The organism is Kitasatospora sp. NPDC053057 (assembly GCF_044546945.1).
In the GTDB taxonomy this organism is placed as follows: Bacteria; Actinomycetota; Actinomycetes; order Streptomycetales; family Streptomycetaceae; genus Kitasatospora.
The window spans coordinates 113,535-135,924 of record NZ_JBITZP010000009.1 but is presented as its reverse complement, the minus strand read 5'-3'; the positions used below and the strand labels follow the sequence as shown (position 1 = coordinate 135,924).

19 protein-coding genes are annotated in these 22,390 nt (G+C 73.4%); 11 read left to right on the top strand and 8 right to left on the bottom strand.

What is annotated here, in order from left to right:
* Window positions 1-155 precede the first annotated feature (155 nt).
* The 3 genes from ACIG5E_RS12920 (at window position 156) to ACIG5E_RS12910 (ending at window position 4,060) form a co-directional block, all read left to right on the top strand.
* The gene (locus tag ACIG5E_RS12920) at window positions 156-839 is read left to right on the top strand and encodes a tRNA-dependent cyclodipeptide synthase (protein ID WP_396533439.1); all 684 of its coding nucleotides are present in this window, start codon (window positions 156-158) and stop codon (window positions 837-839) included.
* Window positions 836-2,056 carry a cytochrome P450 gene (locus ACIG5E_RS12915; protein WP_396533438.1) on the top strand — a complete coding sequence of 407 codons (1,221 nt, stop codon included), beginning with the start codon at window positions 836-838 and terminating at the stop codon, window positions 2,054-2,056. Before ACIG5E_RS12920 ends, ACIG5E_RS12915 begins: the two co-directional genes overlap by 4 nt.
* Window positions 2,057-2,359: 303 nt before the next feature.
* Window positions 2,360-4,060: a protein kinase gene (locus tag ACIG5E_RS12910; protein ID WP_396533437.1), complete on the top strand. Its 1,701-nt coding sequence runs from the start codon at window positions 2,360-2,362 to the stop codon at window positions 4,058-4,060.
* A 22-nt stretch (window positions 4,061-4,082) separates the two neighbouring features.
* Here ACIG5E_RS12910 and ACIG5E_RS12905 read toward each other — a convergent pair whose 3' ends face one another.
* Window positions 4,083-4,496, bottom strand: coding sequence for a Fur family transcriptional regulator (locus ACIG5E_RS12905; RefSeq protein ID WP_396533436.1), 414 nt, complete (start codon window positions 4,494-4,496; stop codon window positions 4,083-4,085).
* Between the two features lie 211 nt (window positions 4,497-4,707).
* Between ACIG5E_RS12905 and katG the strand changes: the two genes are divergently transcribed.
* Window positions 4,708-6,924 (top strand): catalase/peroxidase HPI, encoded by a 2,217-nt coding sequence (gene katG, locus ACIG5E_RS12900; protein WP_396533435.1) that lies wholly within the window; start codon window positions 4,708-4,710, stop codon window positions 6,922-6,924.
* A 55-nt stretch (window positions 6,925-6,979) separates the two neighbouring features.
* Here the strand turns inward: katG and ACIG5E_RS12895 are convergent, their stop codons facing one another.
* Window positions 6,980-7,735, bottom strand: a complete 756-nt coding sequence (locus ACIG5E_RS12895) for a response regulator (RefSeq protein WP_396533434.1) — start codon at window positions 7,733-7,735, stop codon at window positions 6,980-6,982.
* A complete protein-coding gene (locus ACIG5E_RS12890) occupies window positions 7,732-8,979 on the bottom strand; it encodes a sensor histidine kinase (protein WP_396533433.1) in 1,248 nt (415 codons plus the stop codon). Before ACIG5E_RS12890 ends, ACIG5E_RS12895 begins: the two co-directional genes overlap by 4 nt.
* Window positions 8,980-9,186: 207 nt before the next feature.
* Here ACIG5E_RS12890 and ACIG5E_RS12885 point away from each other — a divergent pair, with 207 nt between their 5' ends.
* The 3 genes from ACIG5E_RS12885 to ACIG5E_RS12875 all read left to right on the top strand — a co-directional run bounded on the left by ACIG5E_RS12885 (window position 9,187) and on the right by ACIG5E_RS12875 (window position 13,166).
* Window positions 9,187-9,888 carry an ABC transporter ATP-binding protein gene (locus ACIG5E_RS12885; protein ID WP_396533431.1) on the top strand — a complete coding sequence of 234 codons (702 nt, stop codon included), beginning with the start codon at window positions 9,187-9,189 and terminating at the stop codon, window positions 9,886-9,888.
* A gap of 73 nt (window positions 9,889-9,961) precedes the next feature.
* Entirely contained in the window at window positions 9,962-12,352 is a 2,391-nt protein-coding gene (locus ACIG5E_RS12880; RefSeq protein WP_396533430.1) for an FtsX-like permease family protein, read from the top strand.
* Window positions 12,353-12,425: 73 nt separating this feature from the next.
* Complete coding sequence (locus tag ACIG5E_RS12875) at window positions 12,426-13,166, top strand: hypothetical protein (RefSeq protein ID WP_396533429.1); 741 nt, start codon at window positions 12,426-12,428, stop codon at window positions 13,164-13,166.
* Window positions 13,167-13,169: 3 nt separating this feature from the next.
* Here the strand turns inward: ACIG5E_RS12875 and ACIG5E_RS12870 are convergent, their stop codons facing one another.
* On the bottom strand, window positions 13,170-13,340 hold the full coding sequence (locus ACIG5E_RS12870) for a hypothetical protein (RefSeq protein ID WP_396533428.1): 171 nt from the start codon (window positions 13,338-13,340) through the stop codon (window positions 13,170-13,172).
* 347 nt (window positions 13,341-13,687) lie between these two features.
* On the opposite strand from ACIG5E_RS12870, the gene ACIG5E_RS12865 reads away from it, so the two are divergent.
* Both ACIG5E_RS12865 and ACIG5E_RS12860 read left to right on the top strand, forming a co-directional pair.
* Complete coding sequence (locus ACIG5E_RS12865) at window positions 13,688-13,867, top strand: hypothetical protein (protein WP_030279901.1); 180 nt, start codon at window positions 13,688-13,690, stop codon at window positions 13,865-13,867.
* Between the two features lie 180 nt (window positions 13,868-14,047).
* Window positions 14,048-17,269: a type 2 lanthipeptide synthetase LanM family protein gene (locus ACIG5E_RS12860; protein ID WP_396533427.1), complete on the top strand. Its 3,222-nt coding sequence runs from the start codon at window positions 14,048-14,050 to the stop codon at window positions 17,267-17,269.
* 57 nt (window positions 17,270-17,326) lie between these two features.
* Here the strand turns inward: ACIG5E_RS12860 and ACIG5E_RS12855 are convergent, their stop codons facing one another.
* The 3 genes from ACIG5E_RS12855 to ACIG5E_RS12845 form a co-directional block, all read right to left on the bottom strand.
* Window positions 17,327-18,316 carry a JmjC domain-containing protein gene (locus ACIG5E_RS12855; RefSeq protein WP_396533426.1) on the bottom strand — a complete coding sequence of 330 codons (990 nt, stop codon included), beginning with the start codon at window positions 18,314-18,316 and terminating at the stop codon, window positions 17,327-17,329.
* A gap of 82 nt (window positions 18,317-18,398) precedes the next feature.
* Window positions 18,399-19,358, bottom strand: a complete 960-nt coding sequence (locus tag ACIG5E_RS12850; RefSeq protein WP_396533425.1) for a cytochrome P450 — start codon at window positions 19,356-19,358, stop codon at window positions 18,399-18,401.
* A gap of 172 nt (window positions 19,359-19,530) precedes the next feature.
* Window positions 19,531-19,710 carry a hypothetical protein gene (locus ACIG5E_RS12845; RefSeq protein WP_396533424.1) on the bottom strand — a complete coding sequence of 60 codons (180 nt, stop codon included), beginning with the start codon at window positions 19,708-19,710 and terminating at the stop codon, window positions 19,531-19,533.
* A gap of 194 nt (window positions 19,711-19,904) precedes the next feature.
* On the opposite strand from ACIG5E_RS12845, the gene ACIG5E_RS12840 reads away from it, so the two are divergent.
* Window positions 19,905-20,420 (top strand): DUF5990 family protein, encoded by a 516-nt coding sequence (locus ACIG5E_RS12840; protein ID WP_396533423.1) that lies wholly within the window; start codon window positions 19,905-19,907, stop codon window positions 20,418-20,420.
* Here ACIG5E_RS12840 and tsaD read toward each other — a convergent pair.
* Window positions 20,386-21,456: a tRNA (adenosine(37)-N6)-threonylcarbamoyltransferase complex transferase subunit TsaD gene (tsaD, locus tag ACIG5E_RS12835; protein WP_396533422.1), complete on the bottom strand. Its 1,071-nt coding sequence runs from the start codon at window positions 21,454-21,456 to the stop codon at window positions 20,386-20,388. The genes ACIG5E_RS12840 and tsaD overlap by 35 nt on opposite strands.
* Before the next feature lie 163 nt (window positions 21,457-21,619).
* On the opposite strand from tsaD, the gene ACIG5E_RS12830 reads away from it, so the two are divergent.
* Window positions 21,620-22,222, top strand: coding sequence for a superoxide dismutase (locus ACIG5E_RS12830; RefSeq protein WP_396533421.1), 603 nt, complete (start codon window positions 21,620-21,622; stop codon window positions 22,220-22,222).
* Window positions 22,223-22,390 lie beyond the last annotated feature (168 nt).

Here is a 22,390-nt window from a genome sequence, read left to right as displayed (position 1 = left end):
TTTGACATCGTTTCGGACAAAGTCCGGCAGTGACTGTCCGTGCTTGATTGGCGTGGATAGAGTGATGAGGCCGCGACGTCGCACCAGGGGCATGGGGCCCTGCCGGCAGTAGCGTGCGGTGGAGGACCACGCGTTTGATCACAGCATCCCCGTTGATGGCCGACGTGTTCCAGGTGAAGCCCTACACGCGCCACTGCGAAGTCATCCATGACGAGGGCGCGCACGCCGTCATCGGGGTCTCGCCGGGCAACAGCTACTTCTCCGCCCGGCGCCTGCACGACCTCGCCGGTTGGGGCCTGGACCACTACGGCCAGGTCGACTTCGTCTACACCGACCTCTACGTGGCCGAGATGTACGAGGCGTGCGGATACAACCCCGACGACGCCCGCAGAAAGGCGGCGAAGAACCTGAGGGGCCTGCGCGCGAAGGTCCGCGACGCCGTGTCGACGGTGGATCCAGGACAGACACGGCTGCGCTGGCGGCCCATGTCCGACTTCCGGGCGAACCCGGCCTACCAGGAGATCCACCGGCAGCTGAAGCGCCGCCTGGAGAGCGACGCCGACCTCCGCACGGTCTGCGACGACCTGGTGGGCCGGTTCCTGACCGCACGAGGGCAGGAGGCCACCGAGCGGCAGCGCGCCGTGTGCCTGGAGTACGTGTGTGCCGAGGCGCCGCTGTTCCTCGACACCCCCGCGATCATCGACGTGCCGTCCTCGCTCAACTGCTACCACCAACTCCTGCCGCTGGCGGAACTCCTGTACGCCCGGGGCGCCGGCCTGCGCGCCTCCCGCAACCAGGGCCACGCCATCGTCACCCCCGCCGAAGGAGCCCGTGCATGAGCACGACCACCAATGCCGAGCCCCTGGCCGCCGGCGGCCACGACCTGCTCGACTTCCCGTTCTCCCGGGACGGCACCCGACTCCCCGTCGAGGTGGCACAGTTGCGCGCGGCCACCCCGGTGCGGCGGGTGCGCACGATCGCCGGGGACGAGGCCTGGCTGGTGTCGTCGTACCGGCTCTGCAAGCAGGTCCTGACGGACGACCGGTTCTCGCTGAAGGACACCTCGGCGCCGGGAGTGCCCCGCCAGTACGCCCTGACGATCCCGCCCGAGGTCGTCAACAACATGGGCAACATCACCGGCGCCGGGCTGCGCAGGGCCTTGATGAAGGCACTGAACCCCAAGGCGCCGGGGCTGGTGCGGTGGCTGCGGCGGGAGGCGGACCGGCTCGTCGACCGGCTCGTCGAGGACGGTCCCACGGCCGACCTGCGCGGCGCGTTCTGTGAGCCGTACTCGGCGGGCATGCACTGCCGCATCCTCGGCATCGCGCAGAGCGAGGCGCCCGCGTTCCTGCGCAGCCTGGACATCGCGTTCATGAACTCGGCCTGCCCGGTCACCGGCGCGGAGATCAACTGGGACCGCGACATCGCCCGAATGACCGTTCTGCTGAACGACCCCTCGACCTCCGGCCTGATGGGGGAACTCGCCGCTCTGCGCGCGCACCCCGACTACGCCCACCTGACCGATGAGACGCTGGCCACCGTCGGCGTCACCATGTTCGGCGCCGGCACCGTTTCCACCTCGGGCTTCCTCGCCATGGCGCTGGTCTACCTCCTCACCCACCGCACCACCTGGAGCCTGTTGCGAGACCGCCGCGACCTGATCGACGCGGGCGTGGAGGAACTGCTGCGGGTGAACCTGTCCATCGGTGACGCCCTGCCCCGGCTCGCACTCGCCGACGTACGGCTCGGAGATGTCGACGTCAAACAGGGTGAGTTGGTCCTGGTGCTGGTCGAGGGCGCGAACTTCGACCCCGAAGCCTTCCCCGACCCCTATCGCTTCGACGTGGACCGCGCCAACGCCGCTGACCACCTCTCCTTCGGCGGAGGCTCCCACTACTGCCCCGCCACGGCGCTCGGACGCATCCACGCCCGGATCGCCCTAGAGGCCTTGCTGGATCGAATGCCTGACCTTGAACTCGCTGTGCCTGTAGAGCAGTTGGTCTGGCGCACCGGCTTCATGAAGCGGATTCCCGAGCGGCTTCCGGTGATGTGGTAGCTGATGTCGGCAGGCCCGGGCGGCTCTGCTCCGCCGGATGGTCGCGGAACTCCCCGGCCTGGAGCCCGCCCCGGGCCCGCCGCCCCGGCGCCTGGTCTCCAACTTCCAGAACGGGCTGAAGGACCTGCGCATCCGCTGGCGCCAGGCGAGGAGCCCTGCCGGTCGCGTTCTTGATCCGATGGACCGTCACAACACCGCGACAGCGGGGGCATCGGGGACTCCTGGCCCGGTGCGGACGGGTGTACGGTCTTCCCCGGGCCGGCCGGGGAGAGGGACCGGCGGGGGCGGGGAGGGAAGCAGGAGATGGAGCCACTGGAGCCGGACGACCCGCGGCAGGTCGGTGAGTACCGGGTGCTGCGGCGGCTGGGCGCGGGCGGCATGGGCCGGGTGTACCTGGGGCGTACGGCCGGGGGCCGGACGGTCGCCCTCAAGGTGATCCGAAGCGAGCTGGCCGAGGACGGCGAGTTCCGGGCCCGGTTCCGGCAGGAGGTCCAGGCGGCCCGGCTGGTCGGCGGCCGCTGGACCGTACCGGTGCTGGACGCGGACACCGAGGGCCGCCACCCGTGGGTCGCCACCGGCTACGTCCCCGGTCCGGCGCTCGGCGTGGCCGTGCAGGAGTTCGGGCCGCTTCCGGCCGACTCGGTGCGCCTGCTGGGCGTCGGGCTGGCCGAGGCGCTCGCGGCGGTGCACGCGCTCGGCCTGGTGCACCGGGACGTCAAGCCGTCCAACGTGCTGCTCACCCCGGACGGCCCGCTGCTGATCGACTTCGGCATCACCAGGGCCCTGGACGCCACCAGCGCGCTCACCCGCTCCGGCGCCGTGATCGGCTCGCCGGGGTACATGTCGCCGGAGCAGGCCCGGGGGACGGCCGTCGGGCCGCCGTCGGACGTCTTCTCGCTGGGCGCCGTGCTGGCGTACGCGGCGACCGGTGCGGCGCCCTTCGGGGAGGGCCTCGGCGTGCAGGCGCTGCTCTACCGGGTGGCCCACGAGGAACCGGAGCTGACGGGCCTGGACCCGCAGCTGCGCGCTGTCGTGGCGGCCTGCCTGGCCAAGGACCCGGCGCGTCGGCCGGGGCCGAGGGAGCTCGCCGAGCGGCTCGACGGGGCCGGGGCCGGCATGGCACGGCTGCGCGGCGGGGCCTGGCTGCCCGGGGGCCTGTCGGCGGCGGTGAGCCGACGCGCGATGGAGGTGATCGACCTGGACCACGTGCCCGAGCCGCCCGGCTCCATGCCGCCGCCGCCCACCGCGGTGGGGATCGCCGTGGGCGCGCCGACGGGGACCTTCGGCGCCCCGACCGCCTCGTACGCCCCTCCGCCGACCCCGCCCCCGGGCAGCCAGGCTCCGCCCTTCTCCGCGCCGTTCTCGCCGCCGTCCGCCCCGCCGGACACACAGCCGGCCGTCCCGCGACCGCGACGCCGCTGGCCCGCCGCGCTCGGCGCCTTGGTGCTGGTGGCCGCCGTCGCCGTCGGGGCCACCCTGTGGCTGTCGAAGTCCGACACCACCTTGACGAACGGCCAGTCGCCCCCTGCCGGGCAGCCGACGCAGGCGGGCGGCGGATCGGCCGCACCCAGCGCGACGGCCCAGCCGACCGCCGCCCCGTCCACCGCCGCCCCGTCCACCAGCGTCCCGGTGAGTGCCGCCCCGGTGACCGCCCCGCCGTCCCCGGCGGGAGCGATTCCGGAGGGGTACCTCGGTTCGTGGTCTGGCGTTCTTACCGAGCCGGGCGTCTACGGCTCGGTCACCTACCGGGTCGTCCTGAAGCAGGGGCAGGTGGACCAGGTCGTCGCCACCGCCGAGTCGGTCTGGCCCGGCGGCACGACCTGCACCGGCACGGACTACCTGGAGTCGGCGAGCAACAGCCAGGTCGTGCTCAAGGTCTCGGCCCTGACGGGCGGCCTCGCGTGCACCCCGGACTCGGCGCCGCGGGTGTACTCGCTGAAGCCTGACGGCACGCTCCACCTGGAGGTCCGCGGCGGCTCCGGCACCCTCACCCGCACCCACTGAGCCGGAGGGGCGGGGCCCGCCGTCAGCCCGCGCAGGCCGGGCAGAGCCCCCGGTAGGTGACCTCGGCCCCCGAGAGGGCGAAGCCGAAGCGCTGCTCGGTCGGGAGGTCGGCGAGCGGGTTGCCGACGGGGTGGACGTCGCGGATGGCGCCGCAGCCGGTGCAGACCAGGTGCTGGTGCGGGTGGTGCGCGTTGGGGTCGTAGCGCTTGGCGCGCCCGTCCGTGGACACCTCGATGACCTCGCCGAGGGTGACCAGCTCGCCGAGGGTGTTGTAGACCGTCGCGCGGGAGATCTCCGGGAGGCGCTCGGCCGCGCGGGCGTGCACCTCGTCGGCGGTCAGGTGCACGTGCTCGCCGTCCAGGACCTCGGCCACGACACGCCGCTGGGAGGTGAGGCGCCAGCCGCGCTCGCGCAGCCGCTCCAGCAGGTCACTCATAACGGTTCACCTATTCAGGTCACGGGGAAGACCGGAGTTTACCAATCGACATCCGCTGCGGTCCGTTTCCCGATCGGATATGGGTTTGGTGTCTTTCTTGACTTGGATTCCGTCCATCGTAGGATCGGCTCCGGCGCTAGCCTGGGCAATAGCAGTTGGTGCCGTAGGTAGCAGAAAGACACCGTGATCCGCCTTGTAGGGAAGGATTCCCATGTCTGAGAACCACGATGCAACCGGCGTAGAGGCGAGCGCGGGCGGCTGCCCGGTCAACCACGGGCGCGCGCTCCACCCCACCCAGGGCGGCGGGAACCGCCAGTGGTGGCCGGAGCGGCTGAACCTGAAGATCCTCGCGAAGAACCCCGCCGTGGCCAACCCCCTCGGCGCGGATTTCGACTACGCCGAGGCGTTCAACGCCCTCGACCTCCCGACCGTCAAGCGGGACATCCAGGAGGTGCTCACCACCTCGCAGGACTGGTGGCCGGCCGACTTCGGCTACTACGGCCCGTTCATGATCCGCATGGCCTGGCACAGCGCCGGCACCTACCGGATCCGCGACGGCCGCGGCGGCGCCGGCGGCGGCCAGCAGCGCTTCGCCCCGCTCAACAGCTGGCCCGACAACGCCAGCCTGGACAAGGCCCGCCGACTGCTCTGGCCGGTGAAGAAGAAGTACGGGCGCAGCCTGTCCTGGGCCGACCTGATCGTCCTGGCCGGCAACGTCGCCCTGGAGGGCATGGGCTTCGACACCTTCGGCTTCGGCGGCGGCCGGGTCGACGAGTGGGAGCCGGACGAGGACGTCTACTGGGGCCCGGAGACCACCTGGCTGGGCGACGAGCGCTACACCGGCGACCGCGAGCTGGAGAGCCCGCTGGCCGCCGTCCAGATGGGCCTGATCTACGTCAACCCCGAGGGTCCCAACGGCAACCCGGACCCGATCGCCGCCGCCCGCGACATCCGCGAGACCTTCTACCGGATGGCGATGAACGACGAGGAGACCGTCGCGCTGATCGCCGGCGGCCACACCTTCGGCAAGACCCACGGCGCCGGCCCGGCGGACCACGTCGGCCCGGACCCGGAGGACGCGCCGATGGAGCAGATGGGCCTCGGCTGGAAGAGCGGCTACGGCACCGGCGTCGGCGGCGACGCGATCACCAGCGGCCTTGAGGGCATCTGGACCGCCACCCCGATCACCTGGGACAACAGCTTCTTCGAGACGCTGTTCGGCTACGAGTGGGAGCTCACCAAGAGCCCGGCCGGCGCCCACCAGTGGAAGCCGAAGGACGGCGCCGGCGAGGGCACCGTGCCGGACGCCCACGACCCGAGCAAGCGGCACGTCCCGATCATGCTCACCACCGACCTGTCGCTGCGCTTCGACCCGGTGTACGGGCCGATCTCCCGGCGCTTCCTGGAGAACCCGGCGGAGTTCGCCGACGCCTTCGCCCGCGCCTGGTTCAAGCTGACCCACCGCGACATGGGCCCGGTGGTGCGCTACCTCGGCCCCGAGGTCCCGAGCGAGCAGCTGCTCTGGCAGGACCCGCTGCCCACCGTCTCGTACCAGCAGATCGGCGCGGCGGACGTCGCCGACCTCAAGCGGCGGATCGCCGCCACCGGCCTCTCGGTCTCCGATCTGGTCTCCACCGCCTGGTCCGCGGCCTCCTCCTACCGCAACAGCGACAAGCGCGGCGGTGCCAACGGCGGCCGGATCCGGCTGCAGCCGCAGGCCGGCTGGGAGCTCAACGAGCCGGACCGGCTGGCCGGCGTGCTGCGGGCCCTGGAGGGCGTGCAGCGGGACTTCAACGCGCAGGCCGGCGACAAGCAGGTCTCGCTGGCCGACCTGGTGGTGCTGGCCGGCGGCGTCGGCATCGAGCAGGCGGCCAAGGCGGCCGGCCTGGCCGTCGAGGTGCCGTTCGCGCCCGGCCGGGTGGACGCCTCGCAGGAGCTGACCGACACCGAGTCCTTCGCCGCGCTGGAGCCCAAGGCGGACGGCTTCCGCAACTGGGTCGGCAAGGGCAACCGGCTGCCGGCCGAGTTCCTGCTGCTCGACAAGGCCAACCTGCTGGGCCTCAGCGCGCCCGAAATGACCGTGCTGGTCGGCGGGTTGCGCGTGCTGGGCGCCAACCACCAGCAGTCCGCGCACGGCGTGTTCACCGAGACCCCGGGCGTGTTGACGAACGACTTCTTCGTCAACCTGCTGGACCTGGGCACCAGTTGGAAGTCCACCTCGGAGGACGCCCACACCTTCGAGGGCCGGGACGCCTCGGGCCAGGTCAAGTGGACCGGCACCCGGGCCGACCTGGTCTTCGGTTCCAACTCCGAACTGCGCGCCGTCGCCGAGGTGTACGCGGCCGACGACGCCAAGGAGAAGTTCGTGGAGGACTTCGTGGCGGCCTGGGTCAAGGTCATGAACGCGGACCGCTTCGACCTGGTGTGACGCGGTAGGCGCAAGCGGGAGCCCGGGGGTGCGAACCCCCGGGCTCCCGTGCGTCCTACGGCGTTCCGGGCGTTCCGGGCGTTCCCGCGCTGACCAGCCCGGTCTCGTACGCCGCGACGACTACCTGGGCCCGGTCCCGCAGCCCCAACTTGCCCAGGATCCGGGCCACATGGGTCTTCACCGTCGCCTCGGACAGCTGCAGCCGGGCGGCCAGCTCGGCGTTGCTGAGGCCGCGGGCGAGCAGCGACATCACCTCCAGCTCGCGCGGGGTGAGGGTGGCCAGCTCCCGGTGCGGGGCGGGCGCGTCCGGGGAGGCCGGGCGGGCGAAGCGCTCGACCAGCCGCCGGGTGATCGCGGGGGCGAGCAGCGCGTCGCCGGTGCGGACCAGCCGGACGGCGGCGGCCAGGTGCTCCGGGGTGACGTCCTTGAGCAGGAAGCCGCTGGCCCCGGCGGCCATCGCGGCGTAGACGTAGTGGTCCAGGTCGAAGGTGGTCAGCATGATGATCCGGGGCGCGCCGCCTGCGCGGTCGCCGTCGGTACGGTCTCCGCCTGCGCGGTCGCCGTCGGTACGGTCGCCGTCGGTGCGGTTCGCGAGGATCCGTCGGGTGGCCTCCAGTCCGTCCAGGCCGGGCATCCGGATGTCCATCAGCACCACGTCCGGTCTGCTCCGGCGGACGGCGGCGACGGCCTGTTCGCCGTCCTCGGCCTCGGCGACCACCTCGATCCCCTCGGACTCCAGGATCAGCCGGAACCCGATCCGGACCAGCGCCTGGTCGTCGGCGACCACCACGCGCAGGGGCTGCTCGTTCATCGACTCTCCAGTGGTATCGAGGCCGTCACGCGGTAGCCGCCGCGCGGCCGGGGGCCGGTGTGCAGGGTGCCGCCGTAGACGGCGAGGCGTTCGCGCAGCCCGAGCAGGCCGCGTCCGTTGCCGGTGGCGGCGGCGCCGGTGGGGCGGCCGCCGGTGTCGGTGACCTCCACCCGCAGGTGGTCGGGGGCGTAGTCGACGGTCACCTCGGCGTCGGCACCGCCCGCGTGCTTGACGGTGTTGGTGAGAGCCTCCTGGACGACCCGGTAGGCGGCGAGCTCGACCCCGGGCGGGACGGCCCGGCGCTCCCCGTGCACGGTCAGCTCCACCGGCAGTCCGGCCCGGCGGACGCCCTCGACCAGGGCGTCCAGCCGGCCGAGACCGGGCTGCGGACTGAGGTCGGCGCTCGCCGCCGGATCGTCCCCGGTGTCCGAGTCGATGGTCAACAGGCCCATCACGTGCCGCAGTTCGGTCATCGCCGCCCGCCCGCCGGACTCCACCGCGGCCATCGCCTCCCGGGCCTTGTCCGGGGCGGTGTCCAGGATCTTGCGGGCGGCCCCGGCCTGGATCGTCATCATGCTCACGTTGTGGGTCACGACGTCGTGCAACTCCCGGGCGATGCGGGCCCGTTCGAGTTCCACCGCGCGCTGCAGCGCGGCCAGCTGCTCGCGCTCCAGGGCGGTCAGCCGCTCCCGGCCCTCCTCCACCCGGCGGCGCCACATCCGCAGTTCGTAGGCGACCGCGAACACCGGCACCAGGACGAGCAGGGCGACCACCCCGTTGGGGAACTTCGGCAGCAGGGCGTCGTCGAAGAGCACCACCAGCGCGCCGGTGGCGGCCGACAGGCTCAGCAGGAGGGCCTTCCGGCGGCGCCCGTAAGCGGCCGCACTGTAGGCGGCGACGATCACCACCACGCCCTCCCAGAACGCGATGTCCCGGTGCTGCGACCGCACCAGCAGCGCGGCCGGCAGCACCGTCCACAGCACCGCCAGCGGGTAGCGCCGGCGCAGCACCAGCGGCAGCGGGACGAGCGGCGCCAGGAGGAGCAGGCCGGGCCAGGTGGTGGGGTCCGGACCGCCGGGGAGGGTGGCGTAGGAGCCGAGCCCGTAGGCGAGGAACAGGGCCAGGGTCAGGTCGAAGGCCAGGGTGCGCCGGGTCGGCCGGGGCGGGGGAGCCGCGCCGCCCGGGCCGCTGCCCAGCCTGGTCGCTGCCGTGCGCAGCCGCTGCACCGTCGGATGGTTGATCACCGGGACATTGTGGCGGTCGGCCGCCCCTCGGCACAGCCCCGCGGCCGACGGTGGGCCCGTACACCGGGCGACTACGTCGGAAGGATGACGCCGCGCCGGGTCCGCCGGAGGCGGTACGGAAGATGCCGTCGTCGGCGGACGCGGGGGTGCGCCGCCCGTCCGTACCTTCGTCCTCGTGACCAGGCGGGAAGCGATGAGGAGCGGGGAATGAGCAGCGATCCGGTGATCGAGCTGAGCGGTGTGAGCCGCCACTACGAGGGCGCGCGTGCGGCGTTGGACGGGGTGACGCTGGGCGTGCGGGCGGGGGAGGCGGTGGCCGTGCTCGGCCCGTCCGGCAGCGGGAAGTCCACCCTGCTGAACCTGGTCGCCGGGCTGGACCGGCCGAGCGCCGGGACGGTCACCGTCGCCGGGGTCCGGGTCGACCGGCTGAACGAGTCGGGCTCGGCCAGGTACCGGCGCGGCACGATCGGCATGGTGTTCCAGTTCTTCAACCTGCTGGACGACCTCACGGTGGCCGACAACGTGGTGCTGGCCGGAGAGCTGGCCGGCGTCCCGCGCGCCGAGGCCCGGCGGCGGGCAGCCGAGCTGCTGGAGGCGCTCGGCATCGACCGGCACGCCCGCGCCCACCCGGGCCGGCTCTCCGGCGGCGAGCGCCAACGCGTCGCGGTGGCACGGGCGTTGATGAACCGGCCGACCGTGCTGCTGGCCGACGAGCCGACCGGCGCACTGGACTCGGCCTCCGGCGAGGACGTCAAGGAGCTGTTCCGGGAGCTGCACGACGACGGCCAGACCATCCTGATCGTCACCCACGACCTGGCCCTCGCCGAGGACTGCGCCACCCGCACGGTCCGGATGCGGGACGGCCGGGTCGAGTCGGACACGGCGGACTCCTCGGAGGCGGCGGCATGAACGAGCGAAGCGAGAGAATCATCGAGAGGTCCGCGGTGCGCGAAGTGCCCGCCGGGCGAAGCGAGGTGGGCGCATGAGTGCGCTCGGAAGGGTCGTCCGCGCCGGGGTGCGCAGGCGCCGGACCCAGTCGATCGCCGTCGGGCTGTCCGCCTTGGTGGCCACCAGCTGCTCCGTCCTCGGCGGTTCGCTGCTGGTCGCCTCCGAGGCGCCCTTCGACCAGGCCTTCGACGGCCAGCACGGCGCCCACCTCACCGCGCGCTTCGACGGCACCCGGGCGAACGCCGACCAGCTCGCCGCCACCGGGCACGCCGCCGGGGTGACGGCCACCGCCGGCCCCTTCCGCACCGTCACCGTCGACCCCGAGCCGGGCCCCGGCTCGACCGTCATGCCGGGCCTGACGCTGATGCCGATGACGGTAGCCGGCCGCGCCTCGGCCACCGATGGTGTCGACAACGTCTCGCTGCTGAAAGGCAGTTGGCCGACCAAGTCGGGCGAGGTGGTGCTCGATGCCGGGTACGGGAACCCGGGCGTGCCGATCGGCGGAACCCTCCGCCTGCCCGCCCTGCCGGGCTCGCCCTCGCTGACGCTCGTCGGCCTCGCCCGGTCCGTCAGCCGTACCGCCGACGCCTGGGTCACACCCGACGCCATCCCCGCCCTCACCGCGCCCGGCACCACCCCCGGCTACGAGATGCTCTACCGCTTCGCCCAGGCCGGCACCACCGACGCGATGACCGCCGACCGGGCCGCCGTCGCCTCCGCCGCGCCCGCCGGGGCGCTCACCGGCGCCCAGTCCTGGCTCACCGCCAAGCAGGGCTCGGACCGCAACACCGCGCTGTTCCTGCCCTTCATGGTCGCCTTCGGCCTGCTCGGCATGGCGATGTCGGTGCTGGTGGCGGGCAACGTGGTGGCCGGCGCCGTCGGCACCGCGACCCGGCGGATCGGCGTGCTCAAGGCGATCGGCTGCACCCCCGCCCAGGTGGTGCGCGCCTACGTCGCCCAGGCGCTGCTCCCGGCCACCGTCGGCACCCTGCTCGGGGTGGTGGCCGGCAACGCGCTGACCGTCCCGGTGCTCGCCACCGCCGGGAACCTCTACGGCACCAAGGCCTCCGGCGTCGCACCCTGGGTGGACGCCGCGGTGGCCGGCGGCACGCTCGCCGCCGTCGCCCTGGTCGCCTGGGCGGCCGCAGCCCGCGCCGGACGGCTGCGCACGGTGGACGCGCTGGCCGTCGGCCGTACGGCGGGCGGCACCCGGCGCGACGCGGTCGCCCGGTCCGCCGCCTCGCTCGCCGCCCGGCTGCCGCTGCCCCGGCCGCTCGGCCTCGGGCTCGCCCAGCCCTTCGCGCGTCCGGCCCGGGCCGCCGGGATGCTCGCGGCGGTGCTGTTCGGCACGGTGGCGGTGGTCTTCGCGGTCGGCATCGGTGGGTCGCTGAACTGGGTGGAGGCGGCGAAGAACCACGACAACTCGGACGTCCTCGTGCACCCGGCACGGTCCGACGTCCCGACCGAGACCTGGTCGATCGCGGGGCGCACGCCGGGCGCCGGAGCCGACCCGGCAGCCGTCACCGCCGCCCTCACCGCCCAGCCGGGCACCGCCGCCTACTACGGCGTCGGCACCGAGAGCGTCACCGTCCCCGGAGTCGCCGGGGAAACCCAGGTGACCGCCTTCGCCGGCGACTCCTCCTGGGCCCCCTACCGGATGGTCTCCGGCCGCTGGTACCAGGGACCGGGCGAGGCCGTCGCCCCCAACACCTTCCTGACCGAGGCCTCGGCCAAGCTCGGCGACCAGGTGACCTTCACCAGCCACGGCCGGGCGGTCACCGTCCGGATCGTCGGCGAGGTCTTCGACCCGCACGTGCAGACCAACGAGCTGTTCACCGACGCCGCCAGCTACCCGGCCGGCACGGCCCCGAAGCCCGCCAGCTGGTTCGTCAAGCTCAAGAGCGGTACCGACCGCGCCGCCTACACCACCACCCTCGGCAGCGCGCTCGCCCCGCTGCACATGGCCACCGACACCGACGTGGCGCACAGCTCCTCCGACTCGGGCGCCGTCATGAACTCGCTCGCCGCCACCCTGACCGTGCTGCTGGTCGCGGTCGCCGGGCTCGGGGTGTTCAACACCGTCGTCCTGGAGATCCGCGAGCGCACCCGGGACATGGGCGTCACCAAGGCGCTCGGCATGACCCCGGCGCAGACCGTGGGCGTCGTGCTCGCCTCGGTGCTGCTGGTCGGGGTGGTCGGCGGGGCGATCGGCCTGCCCGCCGGGCTGCTGCTGCACGGCGTGACGGTGCCCGCGATGGGCCACAGCGCCGGGCTGGACATCCCGGACGCGGCGCTGGACGTCTTCGGCGCGCCGATGCTCGTCCTGCTCGGTCTCGGCGGGGTGCTGATCGCCCTGCTCAGCGCCCTGCTCCCGGCCATCCGGGCGGCGCGGGCGCGGACGGTGGACGCGCTGCGGGCGGAGTGACGGGTGTGTCCCGGACGGGTCCGGGTAAGCGGTCGAAGGGGGCCGCCTACCCGGACCCGTCCGTGGAGCGATCATGCAGTTCGAACTCCTCAATCCCAGCCCCAAGTACCCCCGGGCCCGTCTGGTCGACCCGCCGCCGTACGGCTACCTGCACCTCGCCGCCGCCGTGGCGCCGCCCGGCGGGCCGCCGCTCGTCCGAGCCGACCCCGCGCGCAGCGCCCTGCTCGACCGGCTGAAGCCGCTGGCCGCCGCCCTCAGGACGCAGCCGGCCGTCCGGCGGGCCACCGTGTACCGCGCACTGATGGTGCCCCCGCCCGGCGGCTACGCCGCCCAAACGCGCTTCCACCCGGCCCGCTTCGACGTCGCGGTACTGGTCGAGACCGAGACCCCGGACGACCTCGATCCGGTCATCGACGGTGAGGCCTACCAGTCCCTCGCCGCCACCCTCACCGAGGCGGCCACCGACACCCACGTTCTGCGGGCCCGCTGCACCCGCTCGCTCGGGGACGTCGACAAGAGCCGCCCCGGGCTGTTCCTCTTCAACCACTTCGTCGCCGAGGACCGCGACGTGGCACTCGAACTCTGGGACCACCTCGCGGGCTGGTACGCCAGGGTGACCGGGTTGGACAACTCCACCCTGCTCGACCCGATGGGGCCGTCGGACTACGTGTTCGTCAACCACGCCCGCTGGGACACCGGCGCGCTGCGGCTGCTGCTGCGCCAGCTCACCAGGCCCAGCTTCCGCAGCTACGTGCTGCAGAACATGCTGGCCAACCGGACGGGCGCGATGCCGGTGCTCTACCGGATGGCCTGAGCCTCAGGACTGCCCGTCCTGCTGGTGCTCCTCGGCCTTCGTCCATTCAGCCTTCTTCCCCTCGGCCTTCGTCCCTTCGGCCTTCTTCTCGGCCGCCCGGACCTGCTCGGTGAAGGCGTGCTCGTCGATCCGCTCGACCGCCGCCCCGTGCTTGGGGTTGCGCTGCTCGGTCATCGCACTCCGATCGGGCTGGGGGCGGCCGGGGACTCCATCGTGACCCTGGGTGCGGGCCGTTGCCACAGGAGCCACCGGTTCAAACCACCCGCGCGGTTCACCTCCGATGCACCGCCCGTATTCCGGCCACGTGTGGGGTCGCCCGAACGATCGGACGGTGGGCCGGAGTGGGCCGGGACGTGGCGTGGCCTGGGAGAACGGGGGCGGGGTGGCCGGGCGGGCACTATTTCGATCCTGGCCGAAACAAGGACCGGTGGTGCGCATGCCTATGGTGCGCCGCCGGGAGGCGCTGCCAAGATCCGGAACCGGCACACCCGTGCCAGACCCGAACGCTTGCAGGAGGCAGCATGCAGCCCACGGCTGAGCAGGTTCGCGCACTCAAGGACGAGGACTTCCGGCTCACCCTCGGCCAGGGCCACCAGGTCCACCCGGCCGGCGAGCTCGCGGACGAGCTCTACGTCACCGCCGCGGTGCTGAACAGCACCTGTGACGGCTGGTCCAGCTGCGGTCGCGTCTGCAGCTACTGAGCCCGGGTTCGGCGCTGACCCCGGCCCGGCCCTACGGCGGGCCGGGGTCCGTGCCGGACGGGGCGCCCGACGCCTTCGGTGCGACAGCGCCGAGCAGACGGCGACATGAGTGCAACCAGTGCAACCAGAGCGACCAGTGCAACCAGTGCGACCGTGCATCCAGAGAGGCAGCACCGCCCCGTGGCCGACGCGTCCGAATTCCTGCGGGCTGCCGCCCGAGCCGTCCCGCTGAACGCCCGCGGCCGGGCGCCGGAAGGGCTCGATCCGGAGGGCACCGGTGACGTGGACCGGACCGAGCACGCCGACCGTGCCGACCGCGCCGCCCGGAAGCTGGAGCGCTGGCGGAACCAGGCGCCGTTCGACCGGGCTGACTGGTTCGCCCGCCGCCTCGCGTCCGACGCCCTCGACCCGGACGCCGTGCGCGCCCTCCTGGCCGAGCACCCCGACGCGCTCGCCGCCCGCCTGGGCACCCACCCGTGGGCCGAGCGGCTCGCCGCCGCGTTCGACGGGCCGGCCACCCTGGACGTCCCCGAGGAGCACGAGTTCGCCCGGCTCGTCGCCCCGCTGCTCGCCGCCGCCCGCGACCGCCTGTGCGCCGGACTCGCCGCCCTGGACGCCCCGTCCCTCGGCACCCCAGAGGAGCTGGCCGCGCACGCCCTGCCCGCGCTCACCGCCACCGCCCACGGGATGGCCACCCGGACCGTCATCACCGAACTCCATGTCGCCCGGCTCACCGGCGAGTTGACCGGCGACACCCCCGAGCGGCGCTACCGCGGCTTCCTCGACCGGCTCACCCGGCCCGAGCAGGCGCTCCGACTCCTCGCCGAGTACCCGGTCCTGGCCCTGCGCCTCACCACCCTCGCCGAACAATGGACGAGCACCACCCTCACCCTGTTCCGCCGCCTCGCCGCCGACCTGCCCGCCCTCGCCCGCACCTTCGCCGACGGCCGCCCGCTCGGCCGGCTCGCCGAACTCGTCACCGGCCTCGGCGACCCGCACCGCGGCGGTGCCACGGTCAGCTCGCTGCGCTTCGAGCGCGGCGTCCGACTCGTCTACAAGCCCCGGCCGCTCGGCGCCGAGACCCACTTCCAGCAGATCCTGCACTGGCTCAACCCGCAGCTGCGCCTGCCCCTGCGCGACCTCGCCCACCTGGCCGGCGACGGCTACGGCTGGGTCGCCCACGTCACCGCCGAACCAGCGGCGGACGAAGGCGAGTTGAGCGCCTTCTACCATCGGGCCGGCGCCCTCGCCGCGCTGATGTACGTCCTCGACGCAGTCGACTGCCACGCCCAGAACCTGCTCGCCGTCCGGGACCAGCCCGTCCTCATCGACCTGGAGGCCGTCCTCCACCCCGACCTCCACGAGCCCGCCAAGGACCTGTCCGAATCCGAGCGGCTCGCCCGCCACCAGGCCCGGCACTCGGTGCTGCGCTCCGGCCTGCTCCCCGAACGCATGTGGGACGAGGGCAACGGCGGCGCCGACATCTCCGCCCTCGGCTGGGACCCGGCCGACCTCCCGCCCCGCCCCGTGCCCGTCCTGGTCAACCAGGGAACGGACGAACTCCGGCTGGAATACCGGCGGATGCCCGTCGAAGCCCCCGGCAGCCGACCCGTCCCGCCCGGGCAGCCGCTGCGACCGGCCGACCACCTGGCGGAGCTGGAAGCCGGCTTCACCGAGACCTACCGGCTGCTCGCCGCCGACAAGCCTCAACTCCGCTCGCTGATCGGCGCGTTCGCGGCCGACGAGACCAGGCTGCTGCGCCGCGACACCTTCGAGTACCGCACCCTGCTCAACACCGCCTGCCACCCCGACCTGCTCCGCGACGCCCTCGACCAGGACCGCCACCTCGACCGGCTCTGGGCGCTGGTCGGCTGGGAGGAGCAGACGCTCGCCTTCGTCGAACACGAGCGAGCCGACCTGTGGCGCGGCGACGTGCCCGTCTTCACCATCCGCCCCGACAGTGTCGACGCCCGCTCGTCCACCGGCGCACTGATCCCGGGCGTCACCGACCGGCCCGCCCTCGAACTCGCGCTCGCCAAGGCGGACGCCCTCGGCGAGGAGGACCTCGCTCGCCAACTCCAGCTGCTGCGCCTCTCGGTGACCACGGCGGACGGGGCACGCGAACCGGGCAGGGCCGTCGCCACCGCCCGGCCCGACGCACCCGCCGAGCCGGCGGAGGGCACCGGTCCCGCCCCGGCGGCCCGTGCCCTCGCCAGGGCCGCCCTCGCCAAGGCTGTCGAAGCCGGTGAACAGCTGCTCCGCGAGGCCTACCGGGGCAGTGCCGACCTGGCGTGGGCCGGCCCCAACTGGGCGCCGCCCGGCCGCTGGGCCTCCGCCGAGCTCGGCCCGGACCTGTACAGCGGCACCGCGGGCATCACCCTCTTCCTCCACCAGCTCGCCCTGGCCACCGGCGACCCCTCGCACCGCGAGGCGGCCCAGGCCGCGGAATCGACGCTACGTCACCAGATCCGGCGGCGCGCCGACCGGCTCGGCGGCGGCCTGTCCGGCACCGGCGGGGTGTTGTACGCGCTCGCCCAGTGCGCCGCCCACCACCCGGACCCCGAACTCGACTCGCTCGGTGCCCTCGTGCTCGACCGCGTCACCGCGACCGCTGCCGAGGACACCCAGTACGACCTGCTCGCCGGAAGCGCCGGCACCATCGGCGGCCTGCTCGCCTGGGAGGCCGTCCGCCCCGGTCCCGCCGTCACCGACGCGCTGGCGGCCTGCGCCGAACGGCTCGTCCAGGCCGCCGCCCCACACCCCGAAGGCGGCACCGGCTGGCTGCCCGCCTCCCTCGCCGAGACCGCCCGCCGCCCCCTGGCCGGCTTCGCCCACGGCGGCGCCGGCATCGCCTGGGCCCTGGCCCGCGCCGGACACCGCCTCGGCGATCCCCGGCTGCCCCAACTCGCCCTCGCCGCCGTCGAGTACGAACGCACCCTGTTCGACGCCACCGCCGCCAACTGGCGCGACGTCCGCGAGGACGACGACGCTCCCTCCTACCCCGCGTTGTGGTGCCACGGCGCCTCGGGAATCGCCCTGGCCCGCACCATGCTCGCCGAACTCCTCCCAGAGGAGCGCGAGTTGCTCATCGCCGAACGCGACACCGCCCTCGGCGCCGTCCTCCGGGAGGGCTTCGGCCACAACTCCTCACTCTGCCACGGCGATCTCGGCAACCTGGAGGCGCTCCAACGGGCCGGCGGCCGGTGGCAGGCCGCCGCCCAGCGCCAGGCCCATGCCGTCCTGGACACCTTGGACGCCCAGGGCTGGACCTGCGGTCTGCCACACGGGGTCCACAGCCCATCCCTGATGGTCGGCCTGGCCGGCATCGGCCACGGCCTGCTCCGCCTCGCCAGCCCCGAGACCACCCCCGCCGTCCTCACCCTCGAACCGCCGACGCGCTGATCCCGCGGCCCGACGGTATGACGTGGTCTTCCCGCCGGGCGACTGACCGCCCGGCGGTCAGTTCCCGGTACGGGCCGCCGCCCGCAGCCTGCGCCAGGTGCGGCCGACGGAGCCCAGTCCGGGGGCGTCGTCCGTCCAGTTCCGGGCCGTCCCGGCGAAGGTGTCCGGGTTCGCCGTGGCCGGTGGCGTCGGCCGGGCGGCCCGGGCGGCGCGCAGCAGGTCCTCGGGTGCGAGGGTGCCGAGCCTCACCCGGGCGTGTTCGAGCAGCGTGGCGCAGGCGTCGGCGATCGCGGGTTCGCCCAGCGGGCGGGTCGGGAGGTCCAGCCCCTCGGCGAGCAGCTGCGCCAGGGCGGTCCGCAGGTCCGGCAGCGAGAGGTCGCGGACCGTCAGCGACAGGTGGCCGGACAGTCCGCCGGCGCCCACCGCGCGGTGGGCGAAGCCGCGCGGCACGTAGAGCACGTCGCCGGGGTCCAGGACCCGGTGCAGGCGCTGCGGGGAGTGTTCGTCGTCGGGGAGTTCGCCGAGCGACCACTCCGCCGCGGCCGGCGCGTCGTGGACGTACCAGGTCTTGCGGCCGGCCACCTGGAGGACGAACACGTCGGCGTCGTCGCGGTGCACCGCGAGGCCCTGGGCGCCGGCGGGGGTGAGGAAGAAGAACGCCTCGACCCGCCGGTCGAGCTCCTCGGAGAGCCGCGCCACCAGCTCGCCCGTCGGGGCGTGCCACTGGTCGACGCAGCGCAGCAGCAGCGTCGCGCCCGTGCGCAGCAGGGCGAGGACCTTCGCGCGGTCGGCGAAGCCGTGGTGCGGGGTGCCGTTGACCGTGCGGGAGGTGGTGAAGGCCTCGGCCGGGATGACCACCTTGTCGGAGCGGACCATCTCCAGGTAGGGGGCGCGCAGCAGCCCTCCGTCGAAGGCGGCGTCCAGCGCGTCGAGGTCGAACGGGGAGGCGGGCCGCCCCGGGGTGAAGACCGCGGGCTCGCGCTGCCACTGGCGGCCGGCGAAGCTGTGGAGGTCGCCGACCCAGCCGGCGAGCGTTGGCGATTCCATGGTGTGTCCCGTGGTGTCAGGATGTTCGGTTGCGCACGGCGCACGGCGCACAGCAGGGCCGTGCGCCTCGCCGCCGCGCCGCTCACGCGCCGACGGAGGCCTCGAACCGCACCGAGAGCAGCGAGCGCAGCGGCACGGGCGCGTCCTGCTGCGGACTGCGGACGGTGAGTCCGTGGTCGAGGGCGACGGTCAGCAGGCGCTCGGCCAGCGGTACGACCAGGTGCTTGGCCCAGCAGCGGGCACCGTCGAACCCGAACGGCATGAACCCGGCCGTCTTTTCCGGGTCGGCGACGCCCGTCCACCGTTCGGGCCGGAAGTCCAGCGGGTCGGACCAGTAGTCCGGGTGCCGGTGCATCAGGAGCGGGAGGAGCGCGACGTTGTCCTCGGGGCGGATCTCCGGGTGCAGTCCGGCGTACGCGTCCCCGCCGTTGCGGTAGAGCATCCACGCGGGCGGGAGCAGCCGCAGGGTCTCCCACAGGGCGGCGGTGAGGTCCGCCTGCCGTGCCCCGGTCGCCCGCATGAGCCACAGGGCGTTGCCCGCCAGGGCCGCCACGCCGTCGCACAGGGTGGCGGAGGCCCGCCGGTACATGGCGATGGCCTGCTTGCGGTCCAGGGGGTCGGCGGCCCCGCGGATCAGCCCGGCCAGTGCGGTGGACCCGCCTCCGGTCTCGGTGCCCGGCCAGACGGTGACGGCGCGGTCGACGAGCCGGGAGAGCGTATCGGAGCGGGTGATGCCGCGCTTCGCCAGCAGCGAGACCGGCAGCGGGTCGGTGCCGAAGAGCCACCGACGCAGGTAGGAGGTGGGCGCGTACGGCCAGGAGCCGGACAGTCCGCGTGCCGGGGGCGGCGGCGTCCGGATGCCCGACATGACGTCCTGTCCGAGGGCGCGGATCGTCCGGGTGGCGCTGTCATGCGGGATGTCGGCCCCGGCGGCGGGCTTGTAGACCGAGCGTTCCGTCGAGAGGACCGGGCGGGCCGCGACGATTTCGGCCATCAGCCGGGCGTCGGACACGCCGACCGTGGTGGCGTCGACCCGGAACACCTTCGTGTCCCGGGCCAGCAGGTCCTGAATTCGCGGGGCAAAGACGACGGAATGTCCGCGCGTCGTTTCCGGAGCGATTTCTTGCACGAGGATCCCGCCTCCGTGGGAATAACGATGAAACGCGGCGCCGGCGGGGTGGCGGCACGGCCGCCACCCCGCCGATCGTGGTGCGTCAGATGACGTGCAGGACCCACGCGTGGTTGGCGAGGTCCTCGTCACGCTTGAACTTCTTCACGATCGCCTTGATCATCTTCATGGCTGTCCCCTTTCCGGGATTTCGGGTGCGGCGAATAGGGGTGGCCGCACCTCGGGTGAATTCGGCTTTCCGGTCCGAAAGGCCGAACGGCTTCATCTGACTCAGGACCTTAACCGAAGGTCGGCGTTCCTGATACCCCTTCGCCACCTGGAGTTCGATTTCTACGCGGTGTTGACGGCCAATTCGAACGGCAATCGTTATAACCTTTTCCCGGGTGCCTTTAACGGCGGGCTTTCCCGCCGGTCGGCCCGTGGTGACCCTTTCGGCCGCGGTGGGGAACGATGGACGGCATGGAGCTGATGATCGAGGCCACCGACCTGCCCGGGCTCGAGTGCGGGGGCGGTCCGGGATTCCCCGGGTACCGGGACATCCACGTCGCCGTCCAGCGCCGGGGCCGCCCGGCCGAGTTGCTCGACCCGCAGCCCGGCGACGCGCCGCGGGCGTGCTGGTCGCTGGAGTGCGTGGCGAAGCGGCTGCCGGACGGCCGGGTGGACGTCACCGGGCGGTACGTCCAGGGCGGGCCGGGCGGACGGTTCGTCTACCTGAACTGGGTGACGCGGGACGGCGAGGTCTGGCGGCTGTTCCGCCGGGCGAAGCTGCTGCTGGCGGCGGTGGACGACGACATCCTCGAATCGGCCGTCGACACCGGCCTGTTGGTCGCCCGGCTCGGCCTCACCGACGCCAAGGGTCACCCGCTGTGCGCCGCCGTCCGTCCGCCCCTGGTCACCTGGACGGCGACGGCAACGGAGACGGCATCGGCATCGGAAACGGCTACGACGCCGACACCGACGACGGCAACGGACTGAGCGCCGCGAACTCCAGCGGCGCCGACGGGTCCACCGACAGCCCGGCAGGCGCCGGCTCGGCCCCCGCCCGGACCAGCAGGTCGCCGATCGCCGCGACCATCGCGCCGTTGTCGGTGCACAGCCGCAGCGGCGGCACCCGCAGGGTGATCCCGGCCGCGGCGCAGCGCTGTTCCGCGAGCGTCCGCACCCGGGAGTTGGCCGCGACCCCGCCGACCACTACCAGGGTGCCGATCCCGTGGTCCGTGCAGGACCGCACCGCCTTGCGGGTCAGCACGTCCGCGATCGCCTCCTGCAGTGCGGCCGCCGCGTCCGGGACGTGCGGCTCGGGCTGGGCCTCGACCCAGCGGGCGGCGGCGGTCTTGAGGCCGGAGAAGGAGAAGGCGTACGGGTCGTCGCGCGGCCCGGTGAGCGGGCGCGGCAGCCGTACCGCCGTCGGGTCGCCGGTGCGCGCGGCGCGGTCGACGGCCGGCCCGCCGGGGTAGGGGAGGCCCAGGATACGGGCGACCTTGTCGAAGCACTCGCCGGCCGCGTCGTCCAGGGTGTCGCCGAGGTGGACGATCGGGTCCCGGGCGAGGTCGCGGACCAGGAGCAGCGAGGTGTGCCCGCCGGAGACGATCAGCACGACGCACGGGTCGGGCAGCGGCCCGCCGTCGAGGGTCGCGGCGGCGACGTGCCCGGCGAGGTGGTGCACCCCGTACAGCGGGACGCCGAGCGAGAAGGCGTAGGCCTTGGCGGCGGCGAGCCCGACCTGCAGGGCGCCGGCCAGTCCCGGACCGGTCGTCACCGCGACGGCCCCGACGTCCTCCAGGGCCAGCCCGGCCCGGTCCAGGGCCTCCCGGACCACCGGCGCCATCGAGTGGACGTGCGCCCGGGCGGCGATCTCCGGCACCACCCCGCCGTAGCGGGCGTGCTCGTCCATCGAGGACGCCACCGCCTGCCCGAGCAGCACGCCGTCCCGGACCAGGCCCGCGCCGGTCTCGTCGCAGGAGGACTCGATGCCCAGCACGACCACCGGTGCCCTCGTCACCCCTGTCACAGCCACTCACCCTCATCAGCCATTACACGTTCGGGTGACCATTGTGCCCGACGGGAGGTGAGGAATACGCAGGAGCCCATGCTTCGTTCCTGCAAGTGATACGCAATAGTGTTGTCCCGGCACGATCGTCATCGCTCAACCCGCCGAAAGGGGCCGTGTCCTGATGGGCACCTACCAGCTTCCCGACCTGCCGTACGACTACTCCGCGCTCGAGCGCGCCATGTCCGCCGAGATCCTTGAGCTGCACCACTCCAAGCACCACGCCGCGTACGTGAAGGGCGCGAACGACACCCTGGAGCAGCTCGCCGAGGCGCGCGACAAGGAGCAGTTCGGCGGCCTGGTCGGCCTGCAGAAGACCTTCGCCTTCCACCTGTCCGGCCACGTGCTGCACTCGCTGTTCTGGCAGAACCTCTCCCCGGAGGGCGGCGAGCGCCCCGAGGGCGAGCTGGCCGACGCCATCACCGAGCACTTCGGCAGCTTCGAAGCCTTCAAGAAGCAGCTCACCAACGCCACCACCGGTGTCCAGGGCTCCGGTTGGGGCATCCTCTCCTGGGAGCCGCTCGGGCAGCGCCTGATCGTCGAGCAGGTCTACGACCACCACGGCAACGTGGGCCAGAACACCACTCCGCTGCTGGCCTTCGACGCCTGGGAGCACGCGTACTACCTGCAGTACCGCAACGTCCGCCCCGACTACGTCACCCGTCTGTGGGATGTCGTCAACTGGCAGGACGTCTCGACCCGGTTTGCCGCCGTCAAGAGCGCCTGAGCGTCGATCGAGCAGGAAGGCTCCGGGTCGGTCGGGCGGTCCGGGGCCTTCCCCCTGCGATCTCCACCGCGATTGCCCGTCACGGCCGTTGACACCGTTGATACCGTTGACGCCGTTGACATCGAGCACGGCAGTCACACCGAACCGAAGACTCGCCGCCACCTGCCG

Coding starts and splice junctions, on each gene's coding strand:
- ACIG5E_RS12870 (WP_396533428.1), bottom strand. CDS start 13,340: ATGACCGAGCAGCGCAACCCCAAGCACGGGGCGGCGGTCGAGCGGATC.
- ACIG5E_RS12855 (WP_396533426.1), bottom strand. CDS start 18,316: ATGGAATCGCCAACGCTCGCCGGCTGGGTCGGCGACCTCCACAGCTTC.
- ACIG5E_RS12830 (WP_396533421.1), top strand. CDS start 21,620: ATGGGCACCTACCAGCTTCCCGACCTGCCGTACGACTACTCCGCGCTC.
- katG (WP_396533435.1), top strand. CDS start 4,708: ATGTCTGAGAACCACGATGCAACCGGCGTAGAGGCGAGCGCGGGCGGC.
- ACIG5E_RS12905 (WP_396533436.1), bottom strand. CDS start 4,496: ATGAGTGACCTGCTGGAGCGGCTGCGCGAGCGCGGCTGGCGCCTCACC.
- ACIG5E_RS12845 (WP_396533424.1), bottom strand. CDS start 19,710: ATGAAGCCGTTCGGCCTTTCGGACCGGAAAGCCGAATTCACCCGAGGT.
- ACIG5E_RS12840 (WP_396533423.1), top strand. CDS start 19,905: ATGGAGCTGATGATCGAGGCCACCGACCTGCCCGGGCTCGAGTGCGGG.
- ACIG5E_RS12865 (WP_030279901.1), top strand. CDS start 13,688: ATGCAGCCCACGGCTGAGCAGGTTCGCGCACTCAAGGACGAGGACTTC.
- ACIG5E_RS12895 (WP_396533434.1), bottom strand. CDS start 7,735: ATGAACGAGCAGCCCCTGCGCGTGGTGGTCGCCGACGACCAGGCGCTG.
- ACIG5E_RS12910 (WP_396533437.1), top strand. CDS start 2,360: ATGGAGCCACTGGAGCCGGACGACCCGCGGCAGGTCGGTGAGTACCGG.
- ACIG5E_RS12920 (WP_396533439.1), top strand. CDS start 156: ATGGCCGACGTGTTCCAGGTGAAGCCCTACACGCGCCACTGCGAAGTC.
- ACIG5E_RS12880 (WP_396533430.1), top strand. CDS start 9,962: ATGAGTGCGCTCGGAAGGGTCGTCCGCGCCGGGGTGCGCAGGCGCCGG.
- ACIG5E_RS12885 (WP_396533431.1), top strand. CDS start 9,187: ATGAGCAGCGATCCGGTGATCGAGCTGAGCGGTGTGAGCCGCCACTAC.
- ACIG5E_RS12915 (WP_396533438.1), top strand. CDS start 836: ATGAGCACGACCACCAATGCCGAGCCCCTGGCCGCCGGCGGCCACGAC.
- ACIG5E_RS12875 (WP_396533429.1), top strand. CDS start 12,426: ATGCAGTTCGAACTCCTCAATCCCAGCCCCAAGTACCCCCGGGCCCGT.